This is a genomic window from Rosistilla oblonga, assembly GCF_007751715.1.
In the GTDB taxonomy this organism is placed as follows: Bacteria; Planctomycetota; Planctomycetia; order Pirellulales; family Pirellulaceae; genus Rosistilla; species Rosistilla oblonga.
Genome location: NZ_CP036292.1, coordinates 4,763,528 through 4,781,490 on the forward strand (window position 1 = coordinate 4,763,528; position 17,963 = coordinate 4,781,490).

Below are 17,963 nucleotides of genomic sequence, written 5' to 3' on the forward strand. Positions count from 1 at the left end.
CCGGCTCTAGTGCTTCGGCCGGATCGCTTCGACCTGGCGACGCAAACGACTCTGGCGTTGGCGGAACTTTTGCGTCAGCCAGCGAACTTCACTCTCCAGCCGCTGTTGAGCGACGGCGGACAACAGCGGTTGCGAATCGGCAACACCTTCGCTTTGAGATGGCTCTTTGCTACGCCGCGATAACGAGCGATGGACGCCCAATTTCCCGGTCACAAACGCCTCTTGCAATTTGCTGCGATCGGCGGGCCGTCCAACAGCGAGCGCCAACGGGCTGGACCACTGCAGTTGGCAGCGTTCCAGCAGCATATCGCCGGTTTGCGAACGGGCTCGATCGATCGCTACGATTCGCTGCTCCGCTTCGCCGATGTTGCTGTCAAACAACATCACCCACTGGTCCTCCTGCAGCTGGTAGACCAATTCGTGGATCTCGCAATGACTCTGCAGAAACCTGTCGAGATCTCGCATCGGTTCGGTGGGCAACAACTCCGAAACAGTCACCCCAACCATCGCGACGCTTCGGCGATATCGTGGTGGCGCCGTTTCGACTGGCAGCGTTTGCCGATTGGCGGCGAGGTCAACGCGTCGACGAACCGGCCGGATCCGCTCGCCTGCACAATGCGCCGCTGACGCTTCGCTTGCCGCTGCGGGCGAGATCGTTTCGCGCCAACGCGCAAAACTATCGACAACCGCCGCGGGGCCTCCGGTCGGCAGTTCGATGCTGAATCGAGCTCCCTTGCCCGGCTCGCTGCTGACTTCCAACTGGCCGAAATGGAGCGCCGCGATCTGTCGACAGATCGACAATCCCAGACCATGGCCGTCCAATTGGCTGACGCCTCGTTTGGCCAGCTGCGACCACTGTTGCGGTGCGATCCCGGCTCCGGTGTCTTCGACCGACAATCGGATCCGGTCGCCGGTGCGAGCCAATTCGGTGCGTACGGTGATCGTTCCCGATTCGGGAGTTACACGAATCGCGTTGTCGATCAGGTTGACCAACAGCCGCTTGATCTTGTCACCATCAGCAAACATCGGCGGCAGCTTGTTTTCAAAACCGATCCATTGCAGCCCGACCCCGCGGCTGCGGCGAGACGACTCGATCAACGGCTGAACTTGAGCTGGCAGCCCGCTGGCCGGCAACCAATTTTTGGCGATACGCGGGCTGCCGGTCCGAACGCACTCGAAGTGCAACATATCGTCGATCAACCGCTGCATGTCGTTACAACGCGCGACCACCGCCTGAAGATGCTCTTTCTGTTCCTCGGAGACCGGTCCTTCGACGCCATCGGCGACCAATTGCGTCAGCTCGCGAGCCGCGGCCAGGGGAGACCTTAGATCGTGCGCGGTGTCGGTTAACAGATGTCCAGCGAAATCCAACGCGACCCGCGGGTCCTCTTTTGGCGTGATGGAATTGTTGGTCAGGCCGGTCTGAAACATTGACAACTTCGGCATCGAATTCATCCCTGATCGATTTTTTAGGTGGGCTGGTCTGATATCAGCTTCGGCAAAACTTGGGGTCGGATTGCGGTCGAAAGTATGGAGAATTCAATCCATTCGATGGGTCTGTTGAAGCGTAGCGGATGTAGCGGTTATGCGACCGGCAATTGCGGCGCCCCGCAGCTAGCAACCGCGGAAATGAATGCGGGTTCCCTTGGTCGGGCGTTTCTGAGAAACTGTCGGTTTGCATTACCCTTCCTGACCGATCGAGTTGGAGGATGGCCGCGTGCCGCCGGAAATACGTCGAGCGTTCCCTTGGTTCCTGGTTGGTGTTTGTGGCTGCGCCGTCATCTGGGCGCTCTCCTTTACCACGCTGCCACCCGCCGATTTCGCCTTCCAAAACGGCGATGATGTCAAAACGCTCGACCCCGCGCGAGCCACTGGCGAACCCGAACACAAGATTCTGCAGGCGCTCTTTGAGGGCCTATTGCGATCGGTCCCCGACGGTCCGGTCGACGAAAACGGCCTGCAGGATGTGACGCTTGTCCCGGGGATGGCCGACTTACCAGAGATCTCCGAGGATGGCCGAACGTACACGTTCCGGATGCGTGACGGCATGAAGTGGTCCGATGGCACTCCCGTCACCTCGCGCGATTTCGCTTGGTCTTGGCAACGCGTGCTGCACCCCGAGACCGCGTCGGAGTATTCGTCTCAGCTGTATTACGTCGTCGGCGGCAAGGAATACAACACGGCGGAAGTCGCCGTGGGCGATCGCGTCGAAGCGGAACTCCGCGACCGACCGGGGAGTCCCGATCCGCTGCAACCCTTTCCTCGCGGAACCGTCCTGCACGGCATTCTCGAATCGATCGAGAAACCCGAGCGGCCCGAGATCGAAGACGAGACGAGCGACGAGGGGAAAAAGCTGCTGGCCGACTGGCAGAACGACTGGGTCTATGCGATCGACGTCAAACCACAGACCGACGCGGGGATCGACTGGGATGCCAAGGGGCAACTTCGATACTTCACCAAGCAGACCGAAGGCGGTGAATTTGACGGCAAGAAGCTTGAACCGGTCCATCAGGTCCTGATCGACTTTGCCCACTTCGGCGGTGTGGAAACGCCAGACGACCAAACTCTGATCGTCAAGCTAAACGAACCAACTCCGTTTTTCTCCTACCTGACGGGCTTCTACACGCTGTTCGCCGTGAACCGCGAGTGCGTGGAGAAATACGGAGCGCCGGCTTGGACCAAGTCGGAGAACATGGTTTGCAACGGTCCCTACGAACTGGAATTCCGCCGGATCCGCGATCGGATCCGGTTGCGAAAGAACCCGTATTATTGGAACACCGACGCCGTCGATCTCGACCGAATCGACGCCTACAGCGTCAAGTCGCAAACGACCGCGCTGAACATGTATCTGAAGGATCAATTGCACTGGGCTTCGGATGTTCCGCTGTCGGTGATCGAAGAGATTCAAGAGCGCGACGATGCGAAGGTCGGCGTTTCGCTGGCCGTCTATTTCTATCGACTCAATACGACTCGCAAACCGTTGGACGACGTGCGGGTCCGCCGCGCGTTGAATCTGGCGATCGACAAACAGCAGATCGTCAACGAGGTCACGCGGGCGGGGCAGATCCCGGCCGAAAGCATCGTCCCGCCCTATCTGAGCGAATACCAGAGCCCCAGCGGCGAGAGCTACGATCCCGAACTAGCGCGACAGTTGTTGGCCGATGCCGGATTCCCCGGCGGCCGCGGAATGCCAACGCTCTCCATTTTGTACAACACCAGCGAATCGCATCGCGCGATCGCCGAAGTCATCCAACAGCAGTGGCAGAACAATCTGAACGTCAAGGCATCGCTGGAGAACATGGAGTGGGGAACCTACCTCGACAAAGTCTTCACCATGGACTTCACGATCGCCCGCGGCGGTTGGAACGGCGATTACCCCGATCCAAACACGTTCTTGGAGATGTGGACGACGGGCAACTCGCATAACAGCACCGGATGGAGCAGTCCGGAATACGACAAATTGATCGCCCAATCGCAAGCCGCCAGCGGGCAGGAGCGGATGGATCTGCTGCGTCAGGCGGAGTCGATCTTCCTGAAGGATCTGCCCGTCATTCCGCTCTATTTTTACACGCGGACCAACCTGTTCAGCCCCGATTACGCCGGGTTTGAACCCAACGTGATGGACCAACATCCGTTGCACCTGATTCGTAGACGCGACAGCAACGATGAATGACAGCGTTCCCCATCCCTCGGACCGCGAAGACGGATTGTTAGCCAGTTACGCGATGCACAGCAATGATTCGCTGGGCCGCAAGCACCCCGAGTCGACACATGCCTATCGCGGCCCGTTCCAACGCGACCGCGATCGGATCTTGCACTGTTCGGCCTTCCGTCGATTGGCCGGTAAGATGCAGGTCTTCACCGGCGACATGGGCGATTACCATCGAACGCGTTTGACGCATACGTTCGAGGTCGCTTCGATCGCGCGAACGATCGGCCGGGTGTTACGATTGAACGAAGATCTGATCGAAGCCTTGGCGTTGATGCACGACATCGGTCACCCGCCCTACGGTCACTGCGGGGAAGACGTTCTACACGACTGCATGCGGCAGGCTGGCGGATTTTCACACAACCAGTTTGCCTTGACGATCGTCGAAGACCTCGAGCAACGCTTCAATCGCTTTAGCGGCTTAAATCTATCGGCCGAGGTTTTGGCGGGGCAGACCGCGCGAGCGAACAAGCACCAACCAGCCAACGTGACCGCGCCGCTGTTGGAAGTGCAAGTCGTCGACGCCGCCGATTCGATGGCTTACGACGCGCACGATATCGACGACGCGGTGCAGTTGGGACTGCTGACGATCGAGGAGCTCGCCCGAGTCCCGTTGGTCGAGCGGGCGCTGCGATCGATCGAAGCGAAGTATCGCAACCTGCCGCCGAAACAACTGCGACCGGCGTTGGTTCATGAGTTGGTCGATTTGCAGGTCAGCAATTTTCTCGAGTTCAACATCCCCCGGATTCACGCCGCCCAGGGGAAGACGGCGGCGGAGGTTCGCGAGGAAGGCTTGCGAGTCGAGGAGGATGAATCGTTCCGCAGCGAGCGGCGCGAGTTAGAGAAGTTCCTGTTCGACAACATCTATCGCCATTCGCGACTGCTGGAGATTCGTCGCTCCGCGGGGCAACGACTGGAACAACTCCATTCGCGACTTGTCGATCAACCCGATCGGCTGCCGCTGCGGTTCCGGCAACGCGCGTCGAGCGTGGGACCGATCCGAGCGGTGGGAGAATACATCGCCGGGATGACCGACCGGTTCTGCGACCTGCAGCACGAATACCTCTTCTCTGGCGCCGGCCCATTGGCCGACTGGTAACCCCCGCAGTAGCAGCGTTATTCGCTGTCGGCAGCTGGCCGTTTGTTCGTCCGCGATGAGTCCGCCGGAGCAATCCGAGCGAAAAATGAACAAAGTCGCCCAGCACACCCGTACAGTAGCTGTCGTGAATCTAATGCAAAAATCTTCTGTTTTGCATCGGACCCCAAGGATGTTTTGGGATCCATGATTTATGATTGGATGCGAAGATATCGCTTCCGATGAATCTTCAAATCGATTTGGTATCGGCCATTTTTTTGCTGGCCACGGGCAACTACCAATCCCCCACCCATGCGATCCGTCTGATCGCTTTACCGAATTTAAGGTTCCGGAAGCTGGCGAGCATTTTAGCGGTGGACTCGCCCCACCTCCAGAAACACTTATATAACAACAAGGTGAATACGCGATGGGCCTGCTCCTACTACGCGCGGTCTTCCTGCTGGTCGCAGGCGGAATCTCCGCACTAATCAATTACGCCGTGCAAGCGGCCAACTCATCGCTGCAAGTGACCACGCCCGCGTGGGTGCCATGGGCCAACTTGGCGATCGTGATGGGGCTGGCTCTGGCGGTGATCGCAATCGATGTCTTTGTTCCCAATAAACGGATCGACGCGATTTCATCGATCTACTTCGGCTTGCTGGTCGGCGTGCTGCTGACTTATGTGTTAACGATCGCGCTGGCGCCGCTGTTGGCTGAACACCTCCAGACTCCGGTTCGCTTGGTGACTGGAATGGTGCTCTGTTACATCTGCATCAGCCTCTTATTACAAACCAAAGACGACTTCCGATTCATCATCCCGTACGTCGAATTTGTCCGCGAGGTCAAAGGCTTTAAGCCGTTGATCTTGGACACCAGCGTCGTGATCGATGGCCGGATCGAAGACTTGGTCAGCACCGGGATCTTCGATAATCAATTGATCATGCCGCGGTTTGCGTTGAGCGAACTGCAAGGCATCGCCGACAGCAGCGACAAATTGCGCCGCGCCCGCGGCCGCCGAGGGCTGGACGTTCTCAACCGTCTGCGCGCCAACGATGCTGTCGATCTGCAGATCTTCGATCGCGACCTTCCCGAGTTCGCCGGGCAGGCTGTCGATCTGAAGTTGGTGCTGCTGGCGAAGCATCTCGAAGGCAAAGTTGTCACGGGCGACTTCAACTTGAACAAAGTCGCCAAGATTCACAACGTGCCGGTGATCAACCTAAACGAAATTGCGAACTCTCTGAAGCCGATGTATTTGCCCGGGGAGCAGTTCCAATTGAAAGTGATCAAGGCGGGCGAGGGACAGGATCAAGGGATCGGGTACCTGGAAGATGGCACGATGGTTGTCGTCGAAGGGGGCCGCGACAAAATATCCAAAGATCTGATGGTGACCGTCACCAGCACCTTGCAAACCAGCGCCGGGCGAATGATCTTCACCCGGCACGATGTCTGATCACGCCTTGATTCGCAGTCCTCGTATGGCAATCGTTGCGCCGTGCGAGGGGACGCGATCGGGCGGCGGCTGGATTGCCTGTTCGGCGTAAGCGGCCGAATTGCCCCCTTGGACTGGGAAGTTTGGATGCGAACTATTGGTTTTCGCTTAACCGAATTGTCGCGATGCTATCGCGCGGGTAAGATGCGAAGCGAATCGTTTGGAGTTATGTTTCGAAATATGGTGCCTGGAGACACCCCTTGATGAGTACGGCGACTAACGGCGAAGCAACAACAACCGGAACGGCTCGATTGAGCGTTGGCGATACTCAAATCGACATGCCAGTGATCGAAGGTACCGAACACGAGCGGGCTATCGATATCAGCAAGCTGCGTGCTGAGACCGGCCTGATCACGATCGACGAAGGCTTTGTAAATACCGGCAGCACGACCAGTTCGATCTGCTACCTTGACGGTGAGAACGGGATCCTGCGGTACCGCGGCTATCCGATCGAGACCTTGGCTGAGAACTGCGACTTTGTCGAGACCAGCTATCTGCTGATCTACGGCGAACTGCCAACCGCTGATCAATTGAACGAGTTCCGATCGTCGATCCGCAAGCACACGATGATCCACGAGGACATGCGTTCGTTCTACAACGGATTCCCTCGCGACGCCCATCCGATGGCGATCCTTTCGAGTGTTGTCGGCGCGCTATCGACCTTCTACCAAGATTCGTTGGACCCGCACGATGCGAAAGAGGTCGAAATTTCGATCCATCGCTTGCTGGCGAAACTGCCAACGATCGCAGCCTACAGCTACAAGAAATCGGTCGGCCAACCGTTCCCTTATCCGAACAACGCGTTGTCCTATTGCGAGAACTTCTTGGAGATGATGTTCGGCACCCCAGCCGAAGATTACCACCCCGATCCCGATTTCGTGAAAGCGCTCAACCTGTTGCTGATCGTTCACGCGGATCACGAACAAAACTGCAGTACGTCGACCGTCCGGATCGTCGGCAGCAGCAACGCCAACCTGTTTGCATCGATCTCCGCTGGCATCTGCGCCCTGTGGGGACCTCTGCACGGCGGTGCTAACGAAGCTTGCGTGAACATGTTGCAACAGATCGCCGACGATGGTGGCGACGTCGAGAAATACGTTCGGATGGCCAAAGACAAGCAAGACGGCTTCCGTCTGATGGGCTTTGGACACCGCGTTTACAAGAACCGCGATCCACGAGCGATCATCATCAAAGAAGCGTGCGACACGCTGTTGGCGAAGATGGACATCAAGGATCCGTTGTTCGACGTCGCCCAGCGTTTGGAAGAGGTTGCGTTGCAAGATCCTTATTTTGTTGAACGCAAGCTCTACCCGAACGTCGATTTCTATTCCGGCGTGATCTATCGTGCGATCGGCATTCCAGTGCAGATGTTTACCGTGTTGTTTGCGATGGGACGTCTGCCCGGTTGGATCGCTCACTGGGTCGAGATGCACAACTCGCCAGGCACCCGGATCGGGCGACCACGCCAGGTCTACACCGGTCCTACGAAGCGTGATTTCGTCCCAATCGAAAACCGCTAATCGCTAGCGACCGCGTTTGCTAGCGGGCAGAAGTTCGGCGAAATCGACACTTTTATAAACTTTGGCTAAAGTCGGCGTTGACGAGTGCGGGATTTTTTTCCCACACTCCCGTCCCTGATGTGATGTCGTCCCATTGCGAATCGATGCGATGGGTGCGGCGTCTGGCAGGTTCCGACTGAACCGTTTCCAAAGTTTTCGTGATCGCCCTCATGATTCCATACTTCGCCCCGCGTTGCCCAACGGTTTCGCCCGACACATGCACCGGCGAGCGGATGCGTGTCGGTTGGATCGTGTTTCTGGTCAGCTGTTGGTTCGGTGCCGCCGCGTTCGCTGAGCCGCCGACGTCAGCCGATAAAGCGGCTGAGATGTGGCGTCCCTATCGCAAACCGGGGACTGCGGTTCCCAATCGCGACAGCCAAACCGCGCCGCCGTCGAAGTCGCCTGCCTCTCAGCAAGCGACGCCGGATGAACTGCCCCGTCGCGCGGTGACCGATCCCTTTGCCGACGATCTCACCGACGAAGACTTTGGTCCCCCCGTCACCACCGGCGACAGCAACAACCCCGCTTCGCTCGACGATTCAAAGATCGCATTGGCTGGGCACGCCCAACCGCAAACGCCTCAAGAGCCGGCTCCGTTTCAGTTTCCACCCGGCCTGAATGTTCCCACGGTTCCCAGTCCCGCTGGCGATGCCCCATCGATCGCCCGCGCCAGTTTCGATCCGGTTCTGCTGGGACCGATCGAAGGGGAATACATTGAGGGCGAATATATCGAAGGGGAATACGTCGAAGGAGATTATGTCGGAGCCGAATATGGCGGCGAATACATCGAATCGGGTGGCGAACTTGTCGGCGGATGTCCCAACTGTGGCGGCAATTGCGGTGCCGCGGGAATCAATTTCTGCCAAGCGACATGGACGTTCAACGCGGAATACCTGCTGTGGTCGATCTCCGGGTTCGACGTTCCCGCGTTGGTCACCAACAGCCCCGCCGGAACGCCTCGCAGCCAGGCTGGCATTTTGGGAGAGCCCGAAACGCGCGTCCTGTTTGGCGACCAGACCTTGGTCGACGGTTCGCGATCGGGTGGACGATTCTCATTGAGCCGCGTGCTGGAACCGAGCGGCATGAAGACTGTCGAACTGAGCTACTTCTTCCTCGGACAAACGAACGATACATTCTCCGCCAGCAGCGATGGTTCGGGAATTTTGGCCCGTCCGTTTTTCAGCGTCGAACCGGGCGCAACGGGTCCGAACGCGGAACTTGTCGCATTTCCTGGCGTGCTGGAAGGCAACATTTCCGTCACCGCCAGTTCGGAGATGCAAGGTGGCGGAATCGTCGCCTACCAAGTGATCGACCGCAGCGATTGCCGCCAGATCCGATTGTTCGCCGGATACAACTACCACGAACTCGAGGAATCGCTCGAGATCCGCGACTTTAAACGGACCCTCGACTCCTCGCTGGGTCTCGCCGTTGGAACGACGATCGCCGAACAGGACCAATTCAGCACCGACAATCAATTGAACAGCTTTGTCCTAGGTGCCGACCTCAAAGCTCGACATCGCCGGGTGAGCGTCGGGTTGATGATGAAACTGGGACTGGGAAATACAAACACGACCGCGACCCTAGCAGGTCGCACGACAACGACGGTGCCGCTGGCTGGTGGCGACGATATCAATTCCGTCAACACCGGACTGCTGGTGCTGGACACCAACCGCGGGATCTACGAAGGGAACGAGTTTACGATGATGCCGCAGTTGGGCATCGATCTCGGCTTTCAAATCAACCGCGGATGGTCGGCCCACGTCGGATACGACTTTATTTATTGGAGCCGCGTGCTGCGTCCCGGCGATCAAGTCGACACAAATTTGAACCTCGGCCAACTGGCTGCCGGTGGGCTGAATGGCATTCCCGCCCCGGAAATGCCTTGGAAAGTCAGCGACCTGAGGATCCATGCAATCGATTTCGGATTGCAGCTGGCCTACTAAAAAAGAATTCGTCGTCATTCTATTGACCCCGCGGTCCCAATATCGCTAACGTCACCGCATGAAGTGGATCGCCCCCCCTATCGAATCGTCGCTCATTCTAAGTTTGGTGCTTAGTGCGGTTGCTGTCGTCGTATTGCCAGGCGATCTGCTGGCCGAGGACCAGGCACCCGAACAAGCCGCCGTGCTGTTGACCAACGACCAAGTTTTGTTTGGTAGCGCTCAACAGGAAGGCGATCGGATCGTGATCGAACAATCCGATGGTGCGATCATCCGGATGCCCGTCGAACGCGTCCTCTGTTGGGGCCCGGACCTCCAATCGCTCTACCAATTCCGACTCGACCAACGCGAGCGTCCAAGCGTTCGCACCCACTTGGCCGATGCGCGGTGGTGTCTCAACAACGGCTTGTACCGCGAGTCGGCAAACGAATTGCTTCAGGTGCATCAACTGGCGCCAGGCAATTCCGAGGCGAAGCGGCTGGAACATCAACTGCGGATGTTTACCGAAACCGTAAAAACCGTCAGTGCCGAGGAACCGCTGGATGTGGAACCGGTCGTCGATCACGTACATATCTCGCCACTTGCGACGCAACAGTTCACTCGCGTGATCCAACCGATTTTGATGAATCGCTGTGGAGCGTGCCACGGGCATTCGGACGACAGCAAGTTTTCGCTGCTCCGGCTACCCGGTGTCAGTCGCGTTTCAGCAACGATGACTCATCGCAACCTCCAACACGTTGTCACTTGGATCGATACCAACGATCCGATGAAGAGTCCGCTGCTGGATTATGCACAGCGTGGTCACGGCGGTTCGGAAACGGCGCCGCTGGGAAAATCGCAAGCTCAAGCGTTTGAGAACCTCGCCTATTGGTGCAGCCAGTTCGCCACCGCTCCGGTAACACCGCCAAACGCCGCGATGCCGATCCCAACCAGCGCGACGATCAGTCCATTTGAACAACAGTCGAGCGATTCGCTGGTGATTGCCGACAACGGATCTGCGGTTCAAGCTTCGCCACAGCAGCCGCTGCAACCCGAGGGCGAATCTCAGCCGAAGCGGTTGCCCACCGTGGTCGATCCTTTTGATCCGGAAGTCTTCAACCGCAAGCATCATGCACAGCTGAGACGCTAGTTTCCGCTTGCCTCACGCCGCAGCGAGGACTCACTCGACTGCGGACGGATCGGATGCGAGCGTCGGCTCGCCACTCAACTCTTTAGAACGCGATGTTCATACGAGCCCCGGCGACAAACGCGTCGTCGACATTTTCGCGGGCTTGCGACAGGTATTGCAGGTCCGGGGTGAGAGTGATCGCACGATTGAGAGCCACGTTGTAGAACATCTCGATTCCCTGGCCATCGCCGATCGGCCCGGCGACGGTTTCCAGCAGAGCCCCCACTTTGTCGCTGGTTCCCGAATAGTAGTAGCCGACACCAAACGAATCGGCTTTGCGGCACGCGATCGGGCTCGATCCACCGAGGCCCGCCGACAGGAAGTATCCGATCGGGTTGGCGCCCTGGTCAGCGATCCCTGCGCGAGCAAAATATCCCCAGCCGCGTTTTGGATTCTGCGAATCGGCGACGAGATATTGATCGCAGTTCCAATAGAGCGACCACGATCCGTCCTGCTTAGCCACAGGAATGTTGGGCAGAACGATACGCGGGTCTTGGCCAAACGAAACATATTTGCGACTGCTCCACGAGCCGCCGATCAACTGGTGCCCGGGCAGGCCGAAAAAGTTGGTCGGCAGACGCAGTTCGCTCGACAGCGTGACGCCGTTGGCAAACAGTTCGCTGAAGCCCGAAGAGTTTGCTGTGTCGGTCGCGTTAAGCACCAAGAAGGACAACAACGGACTCCCTTCGTGAAGGAAGGCGAATCCAGCACCCAGCGTCGAATAGGGAACCGTTCGCAGTGCGATCGCCGCACTGACAAACGCCATGTTCGAAAACTGGCGGATGCCGCGACCGTGGGCGAAGGCATTCATGTCGCCATCCAGCGTGTCCATCTTGCCAGCGAACATGATGAAGTTTTCGGACAACGCTTGGGTCAACAGAACGTTGGTCAGATAGACGTGTTCGCTATCGCTAACCGGCAGATCGGCGGCCACCGTCGCAGGCATAAGAGCACCGGTATTCTGCGAAACCGAATCGCCCATTCGATGTTCGGCGCGAAGCTTCAGGAACAGCCCTTCCTGAATTCCCATCTTGCCGAAATCGAAGTTCATCACATAGTCGCCGTGGCGAGCGTATCCCCAGTCATTGTTCAGGCCGCCGCTGGGCGTTCCCATGTAGAACTGAGTCACGTTGTTTTCCATCGTGATGCCGCAGTCGGCAAACGACTTGCGAATCCGAGCCAACGATTGGCAGAGTTCACATTTTTCGAGTCCCTCGCACGACAGGCACCCACACGACGTATCGCAGCCGCCGATCCCATTGCAGCCGCCGATTCCATCGCACCCCGAATCGCAACAACTGTCGCATCCGGCGGCCAAGTGGCAATCGCAGTCCGCGCACTCCGCGCCGGCTTGCGACGGTCCAACCACAAGTGCCGAAAACGACACAACCAGAAAGCCTAAGACAAAACGTGTGGTGGTCGATTTGAACGCGAACATCCATGTTCGTTTCTTCATTGCAGTCGCCTGTAAGGTTCTCGATAGGAGCGCATGATCGCGCCGCGAAGGAACACCAATCGATGCTGGGTATTGGCCTGGCCGCAGTTGGCAGCAGGCGAAGATCTCTATCGGAGCGACAAGGCGATGCGTTCCCCAAATGGTGTTTAGTTCGCGTGAATTAGTCCCAGCCGACTCGGGCCGAGATCGGGATCTGCCGGTTGTAGGAATCCTGAGACGATTACGCCGCATGCGCAAGCAAAACCAGGCATAGATAGCAATCGTTTCGATTGTGACGATTTCCCGCTTCACCTCCCCCATTCCAGTTGCAGTGGTGGTGCAGGTTCTGCCGGTTGCAGGGGGTTCAAGCACAGATGCCGACTATTTGTTCAGTTCGGCGATTTCGGAATTTGACTTCCGAAAAGGTCGTAAACAGACTCGGCATCAACGGCTCGGTTTCCTTCACTCGCGAGAGGCGGTTGCGATGGGGCGAAGAACGACCGTCCGTGGGAGGAAAACCGGCGTGGTTTCGCGATGCTCGATGCACTCGAAACGATCGCCAGCCCTCCATATTGAAACAACTTCGTCTACCCACAAATCAATTAATGACCACCCTGCTGCTTTCTCATACGGCAACCGCACAACGAACGCCCGAATTGCAACTGGACCGCGATGTCGCGGTCCATCTCGGCAAACGACTGCTGATGCAACGGCTTGCCACCTGCCTGCCATTATTAGTGGTCGATGCGGCGGTGATTGCTGGCCTGATCGCCACCGCGATCTTTCTTTGCGGTGCACCGGCGGCGATCTCAGCGAGTCCGCTGGGGATCGTGACCGCGGCCAGTCTCGGTTGGGTTCTCGTGCTGGTCTCGTACCAGTTGTACCCGGCGTTTGGATTGAACCCCGCTCTCGAGCTGAAACGTTTTACCAGCGCGTCGACGATTGCAACGTCTCTGTTGGCGATCGCGATCTTCGGTTTTACTCCCTTCGAATTCCGCAGTGTGTTGATGCTGGGAATGTTGTGGTTGGGGAGTGTCGTCCTTTTGCCATCGGCCCGTTATCTGGCCCGCCGGCAATTGGGCCGCAGCGCGTGGTGGGGCATCCGCTGTATCGTCGTTGGCGATTCGGCGATCGAATATTTCAACAGCCAAAGCCCGCGACAGTTGGCTCAATTGGGATGCCGCGTCATCGGATACGTCCGCTGTCCCAACCTTTATTGGGAAGAACACGAAGCCGACGACGAGGGTCTCGAATACCTGGGCCCCACATCGGAATTGCACGACATCTGCCGCGGCGTCGACGCTCCAAGCCTGTTGGTTGCAGACGACCAAAGCGAATTCTCCGAAGAGGCGATGGGGCAAATCGGATTGCACATCCCACGCATCGAGCGATTGGAATTCAGCAGCGCAGGGTACGGCCAAGACCGCTGCCCCGGTCTCGCTCCCGCATCGCACATCGAAAACGGATTGCTGCAACCGGGAAACATGTTGTTAAAGCGAGCCCTCGACGTGCTGGCCGTCGTCGCGATGTTCCCCGTGCTGTTGCCATTGATGGCGGCGATTGCCGCATCGATCAAACTGACATCAGCCGGTCCGGTCTTCTATCGACATCGACGGATCGGACGCTATGGCCGCGAAATCGCAGTCTGGAAGTTCCGCACGATGGTCCAGAATGCCGACGAGGTGCTGCAGGACTACCTGGCGGAAAATCCACAACTGCGTCACGAATGGGAACGCGATCACAAACTCAAGCGAGATCCACGTGTAACCCGTGTCGGCGTCTTCTTGCGGAAGACCAGCCTCGACGAACTGCCTCAACTGATCAACGTCCTCGTCGGCGACATGAGCTTGGTAGGCCCAAGGCCGATCGTGACCGCCGAAATCGAAAAATATGCCGAGGCCTATCCGCTGTACGTCGCCGTCCAACCGGGGCTGACCGGGCTGTGGCAGGTCAGCGGTCGCAACAACACGACCTACGAACGCCGCATCCAATTGGACCGTCGCTACGTCAGCACCTGGTCGGTCTGGCTGGACTGCTACATCCTGACGCGAACCATCAAAACCGTCGCGTTCTGCGAAGGGGCCTATTAGAGCGACCGGCAGCCGAGTGTTAGCTGGCGGTTTTCTGTGGCCCTTCGCACTCTTGCAAGACCATCTGTTAACTCCCCACTGGAAACACGGATTCCATCCCGGGGAGCGGCGGCGGCAACTGGAGTCCCGGCGTTTGAAACGCTAGGATGCTCGGTGCCACCGCAAATTTGCTGCCGAACCGATCTCCCGGCGGTAGCGGCCCATGAAATCCACCATCCCAAGTCAACGGAGCGACGCGGATCGATGTCCACACGTATTGAGAAACTGCGCAGCCTGCTAGCCGACGAAGCTGTCGATTGTTTGTTGGTGACCGGCGAGACCGACGTCCGCTACCTATCGGGGTTCACCGGCGACAGCAGCTATCTGCTGGTCTCCGCCGATCGTTGTGCGATCCTCACCGACCGCCGCTACGAGACGCAAATCGAAGCCGAATGCGGTGGGATCGAGTCGTTTGTTCGCGGCCCCGAACGGACGATGACTCAATTGGTCGCCGAAGCTGTCGACGACTTCTCCGCCGCCACGATCGGTCTGGATGCCAACGATGTCAGTTGGGCGCTGTTAGAAGGTCTACGATCCGCGCTGCCGCAACAGACCTTTGCCGCCACCAACGGGCTCGTTCTTAAGCTGCGTCAGATTAAAGACCCCGAAGAAATCGAAACGATCCGCCGGGCAGTCCGCATCGCCGAACAGACCTTTCAAGCGATCCGGGCAACGCTGCGGCGAGGGCAGACCGAGCTAGAGATCGCTCACGATGTCGAGAAATGGATCCGCTACTTCGGCGGCGAAGGCTGTGGATTTGCGACGATCGCTGCGATTGGCCCCAATGCAGCGCTGCCGCACGCCCAACCGGGCGAGCGACGCGTCGGCGACGATCCCGCACTACTACTCGACTGGGGGGCTCGTTACAACGGATACACCAGCGATTTAACGAGGATGACGGCTATCGGGGCCCCCTCGCCGGAAATGGCTGAAATTTATCCTGTCGTTCTGGAGGCTCAACTGGCGGCGATTGCGGCGATTCGGCCCGGCGCAGAACTGAAAGCTGTCGACGCAGCGGCTCGCAACGTGATCCGCGACGCCGGCTTTGGCGACTACTTCGGGCACGGTTTGGGGCACGGAATTGGTTTACAAGTGCACGAATCGCCACGAATGTCAGCAATTACCGAAGGGACGTTGCAGGCGGGGATGGTCGTCACGGTGGAACCTGGAATCTATCTGCCGGGTAAACTAGGTGTCCGGATCGAAGACGATGTGTTGGTGACCGAGAAGGGGCACGAAGTCTTGTCGAGTTTGCCAAAGGGTCTCGATGACTGCACCGTAATCCTGTAAAAAGTGACCCGGCGTAAAACGCTGGGCTTTTCCTAGCCGTGGCAACGACCACGCCCCTAAAAAAAGACAACGCAACGAAACGCGATGCCAATCGCGGCAACAAACGCTTTTAGAATCGTTGTACAACCAATTGCCGGAGTGAACATGTCAGGCGACGTTTTTGATATCGAACAGATCCGCAAGCTCGTCGAGCTGATGGAAGAACACAATCTTGCTGAAGTCGATTTGAAGCAGGACCAAAAGACGATCAAGTTGTGTCGCGGCGGGTTCGCTGCGGCTCCCGCACCAATGATGGTACCTCAAGCTGTCGCTCCGGCGGCCCCAGCAGCGGCTCCCGCTGCGGCGGCTCCCGCGGCTGACGGTGCAAACATCGCGATCATCAAGGCACCGATGGTTGGCACGTTTTATACCCGTGCAAATCCCGAAGCGTCTCCTTTCGTCAGCGTTGGCGATTCGGTCAACGCCGACACAACGATCTGCATCGTCGAAGCGATGAAGGTCTTCAACGAAATTCCTGCGGAAATTTCGGGGAAGGTCGTCGCGATCTTGGCTAAGGATGGCGAAGCTGTCGATTTCGGCAAACCGCTGTTCAAGATCGACACCTCGGCGTAACGCCTCGCCGATCCGACAACTTGCTAGCACCACAGCCGTCAGTTCGCCAGCGCCAGCCTACAAGCAGCTTTCGCTCGCTGGCGGCCGATTCCGCGATGAGCCGTCGCCGCTCACGCAATCGCTCCTCCTCTGACCTTGGAAACCATCAATCGGATGTATAACCGGATCCTTATTGCCAACCGTGGTGAAATCGCGCTGCGGATTATCCGCGCCTGTCGCGAAATGGGCATCGAATCGGTCGCTGTGTTCAGCGAAGCGGATCGCGAATCGGCACACGTTCGCCTAGCCGACGCGGCGTATTGCATCGGACCAGCTCGCAGCGCCGAAAGCTACCTGCGGATCGACCAAGTGATCAGCGCCGCCGAGGTGAGTGGTGCCGAAGCGATCCACCCGGGATACGGCTTCCTCGCCGAAAACGCCGACTTCAACGAAGTCTGCCGCAGCTGCAACATCGATTTCATCGGCCCGATGCCCGAATCGATGGAGATGCTTGGCGATAAAAACTCAGCCCGCGCGTTGGCTCAATCCGCTGGCGTCCCCGTCGTCCCCGGAAGCGACGGCTTGCTGACCGATACCGAGGAAGCGCTGGCTGTCGCCAAGACGATCGGATACCCCGTGCTGATCAAAGCGACAGCAGGTGGTGGCGGTAAGGGAATGCGTGTCGCCGAGACGCCCGAGGTTCTCGAGACCGCGCTGCAACAGGCTCGCCAAGAAGCGGAAGCCGCCTTCGGAAACGGCGGCGTCTACCTAGAGAAATTCATCGAACAACCGCGACACATCGAAGTCCAGATCATCGCCGATCAACAGGGCAACGTGGTCCACCTTCACGAACGCGACTGTTCGGTCCAACGCCGTCACCAAAAACTGATCGAAGAGGCTCCGTCGCCGCTGCTGCCCGCAGAACGACGCAAAGAGATCTGCGACGCGGCGGTCCGTTTGATCCAAAACGCCAACTATTACAACGCCGGTACTGTCGAATTTATCGTCGACAAAAACGACGACTTCTACTTTATCGAAGTGAATGCTCGCATTCAGGTCGAACACCCGGTAACCGAAATGGTGACCGGCGTCGATCTGATCAAGCAACAGATCTCGGTCGCCGCTGGACAACCGCTGCCGTTCACCCAAGCGGACATCAAGAGCCAAGGGTCGGCGATCGAATGCCGCATCAACGCCGAAAACCCCGATAAAAACTTCATGCCCAATCCGGGCAAGATCGAAACGCTGTTTTCACCAGGCGGACTTGGCGTTCGATTCGATTCGCACGTCTACGCCGGATACACCGTACCGCCGTATTACGATTCGATGATCGGCAAGTTGATCGTCCATCGTCCGACGCGTGAAGAAGCGATCGCTTGCATGTTGCGGGCTCTGTACGAACTCGAAGTCGGCGGGATCGCAACGACCGCATCGCTGCACCGCAAGATCCTGCAGCACCCCGAATTCATCGAAGGTCGCCACGATACGACCTTTATCGCCCGGGAATTCAGTAGCTGATCCCCAGGTTGAGGTTTACGCCAGTGCGCGGCGACGTCTATACTCCGCCGCCGCTGGTCC

Annotated in this window: 12 protein-coding genes; 10 read left to right on the forward strand and 2 right to left on the reverse strand. The window is 58.1% G+C overall.

Annotated features, from left to right (window positions below; genetic code table 11):
* Positions 1-6: 6 nt before the first annotated feature.
* Positions 7-1,446: a sensor histidine kinase gene (locus CA51_RS16790; protein ID WP_197451245.1), complete on the reverse strand. Its 1,440-nt coding sequence runs from the start codon at positions 1,444-1,446 to the stop codon at positions 7-9.
* A 271-nt stretch (positions 1,447-1,717) separates the two neighbouring features.
* On the opposite strand from CA51_RS16790, the gene CA51_RS16795 reads away from it, so the two are divergent.
* The 6 genes from CA51_RS16795 (at position 1,718) to CA51_RS16820 (ending at position 10,901) form a co-directional block, all read left to right on the forward strand.
* On the forward strand, positions 1,718-3,673 hold the full coding sequence (locus CA51_RS16795; RefSeq protein WP_145122385.1) for a peptide ABC transporter substrate-binding protein: 1,956 nt from the start codon (positions 1,718-1,720) through the stop codon (positions 3,671-3,673).
* A complete protein-coding gene (dgt, locus tag CA51_RS16800) occupies positions 3,666-4,808 on the forward strand; it encodes a dGTP triphosphohydrolase (protein WP_145122386.1) in 1,143 nt (380 codons plus the stop codon). The genes CA51_RS16795 and dgt overlap by 8 nt, the downstream gene beginning before the upstream one ends.
* 403 nt (positions 4,809-5,211) lie before the next feature.
* Positions 5,212-6,234 (forward strand): PIN/TRAM domain-containing protein, encoded by a 1,023-nt coding sequence (locus CA51_RS16805; RefSeq protein ID WP_145122387.1) that lies wholly within the window; start codon positions 5,212-5,214, stop codon positions 6,232-6,234.
* A 242-nt stretch (positions 6,235-6,476) separates the two neighbouring features.
* Positions 6,477-7,793 (forward strand): citrate synthase, encoded by a 1,317-nt coding sequence (locus CA51_RS16810; RefSeq protein WP_145122388.1) that lies wholly within the window; start codon positions 6,477-6,479, stop codon positions 7,791-7,793.
* A 209-nt stretch (positions 7,794-8,002) separates the two neighbouring features.
* On the forward strand, positions 8,003-9,775 hold the full coding sequence (locus CA51_RS16815) for a BBP7 family outer membrane beta-barrel protein (protein ID WP_145122389.1): 1,773 nt from the start codon (positions 8,003-8,005) through the stop codon (positions 9,773-9,775).
* A 58-nt stretch (positions 9,776-9,833) separates the two neighbouring features.
* A complete protein-coding gene (locus CA51_RS16820) occupies positions 9,834-10,901 on the forward strand; it encodes a hypothetical protein (protein WP_145122390.1) in 1,068 nt (355 codons plus the stop codon).
* Between the two features lie 82 nt (positions 10,902-10,983).
* Here CA51_RS16820 and CA51_RS16825 read toward each other — a convergent pair whose 3' ends face one another.
* Positions 10,984-12,396, reverse strand: a complete 1,413-nt coding sequence (locus CA51_RS16825) for a carbohydrate porin (protein ID WP_145122391.1) — start codon at positions 12,394-12,396, stop codon at positions 10,984-10,986.
* Between the two features lie 584 nt (positions 12,397-12,980).
* Between CA51_RS16825 and CA51_RS16830 the strand changes: the two genes are divergently transcribed.
* From CA51_RS16830 to accC, 4 genes are all read left to right on the forward strand, one after another.
* Positions 12,981-14,465 carry an exopolysaccharide biosynthesis polyprenyl glycosylphosphotransferase gene (locus tag CA51_RS16830; RefSeq protein WP_197451246.1) on the forward strand — a complete coding sequence of 495 codons (1,485 nt, stop codon included), beginning with the start codon at positions 12,981-12,983 and terminating at the stop codon, positions 14,463-14,465.
* Positions 14,466-14,708: 243 nt separating this feature from the next.
* On the forward strand, positions 14,709-15,794 hold the full coding sequence (locus CA51_RS16835; RefSeq protein ID WP_145122393.1) for a M24 family metallopeptidase: 1,086 nt from the start codon (positions 14,709-14,711) through the stop codon (positions 15,792-15,794).
* A 144-nt stretch (positions 15,795-15,938) separates the two neighbouring features.
* Entirely contained in the window at positions 15,939-16,406 is a 468-nt protein-coding gene (gene accB, locus CA51_RS16840; protein WP_145122394.1) for an acetyl-CoA carboxylase biotin carboxyl carrier protein, read from the forward strand.
* A 153-nt stretch (positions 16,407-16,559) separates the two neighbouring features.
* The gene (accC, locus tag CA51_RS16845) at positions 16,560-17,903 is read left to right on the forward strand and encodes an acetyl-CoA carboxylase biotin carboxylase subunit (RefSeq protein WP_145122395.1); all 1,344 of its coding nucleotides are present in this window, start codon (positions 16,560-16,562) and stop codon (positions 17,901-17,903) included.
* Positions 17,904-17,963: the final 60 nt, after the last annotated feature.

What these genes read in the sequence shown, in the direction of transcription:
- CA51_RS16790 (WP_197451245.1), bottom strand. Translation starts at nt 1,446, where the DNA reads ATGCCGAAGTTGTCAATGTTTCAGACCGGCCTGACCAACAATTCCATC.
- dgt (WP_145122386.1), top strand. Translation starts at nt 3,666, where the DNA reads ATGAATGACAGCGTTCCCCATCCCTCGGACCGCGAAGACGGATTGTTA.
- CA51_RS16805 (WP_145122387.1), top strand. Translation starts at nt 5,212, where the DNA reads ATGGGCCTGCTCCTACTACGCGCGGTCTTCCTGCTGGTCGCAGGCGGA.
- CA51_RS16810 (WP_145122388.1), top strand. Translation starts at nt 6,477, where the DNA reads ATGAGTACGGCGACTAACGGCGAAGCAACAACAACCGGAACGGCTCGA.
- CA51_RS16815 (WP_145122389.1), top strand. Translation starts at nt 8,003, where the DNA reads ATGATTCCATACTTCGCCCCGCGTTGCCCAACGGTTTCGCCCGACACA.
- CA51_RS16820 (WP_145122390.1), top strand. Translation starts at nt 9,834, where the DNA reads ATGAAGTGGATCGCCCCCCCTATCGAATCGTCGCTCATTCTAAGTTTG.
- CA51_RS16825 (WP_145122391.1), bottom strand. Translation starts at nt 12,396, where the DNA reads ATGAAGAAACGAACATGGATGTTCGCGTTCAAATCGACCACCACACGT.
- CA51_RS16830 (WP_197451246.1), top strand. Translation starts at nt 12,981, where the DNA reads ATGACCACCCTGCTGCTTTCTCATACGGCAACCGCACAACGAACGCCC.
- CA51_RS16835 (WP_145122393.1), top strand. Translation starts at nt 14,709, where the DNA reads ATGTCCACACGTATTGAGAAACTGCGCAGCCTGCTAGCCGACGAAGCT.
- accB (WP_145122394.1), top strand. Translation starts at nt 15,939, where the DNA reads ATGTCAGGCGACGTTTTTGATATCGAACAGATCCGCAAGCTCGTCGAG.
- accC (WP_145122395.1), top strand. Translation starts at nt 16,560, where the DNA reads ATGTATAACCGGATCCTTATTGCCAACCGTGGTGAAATCGCGCTGCGG.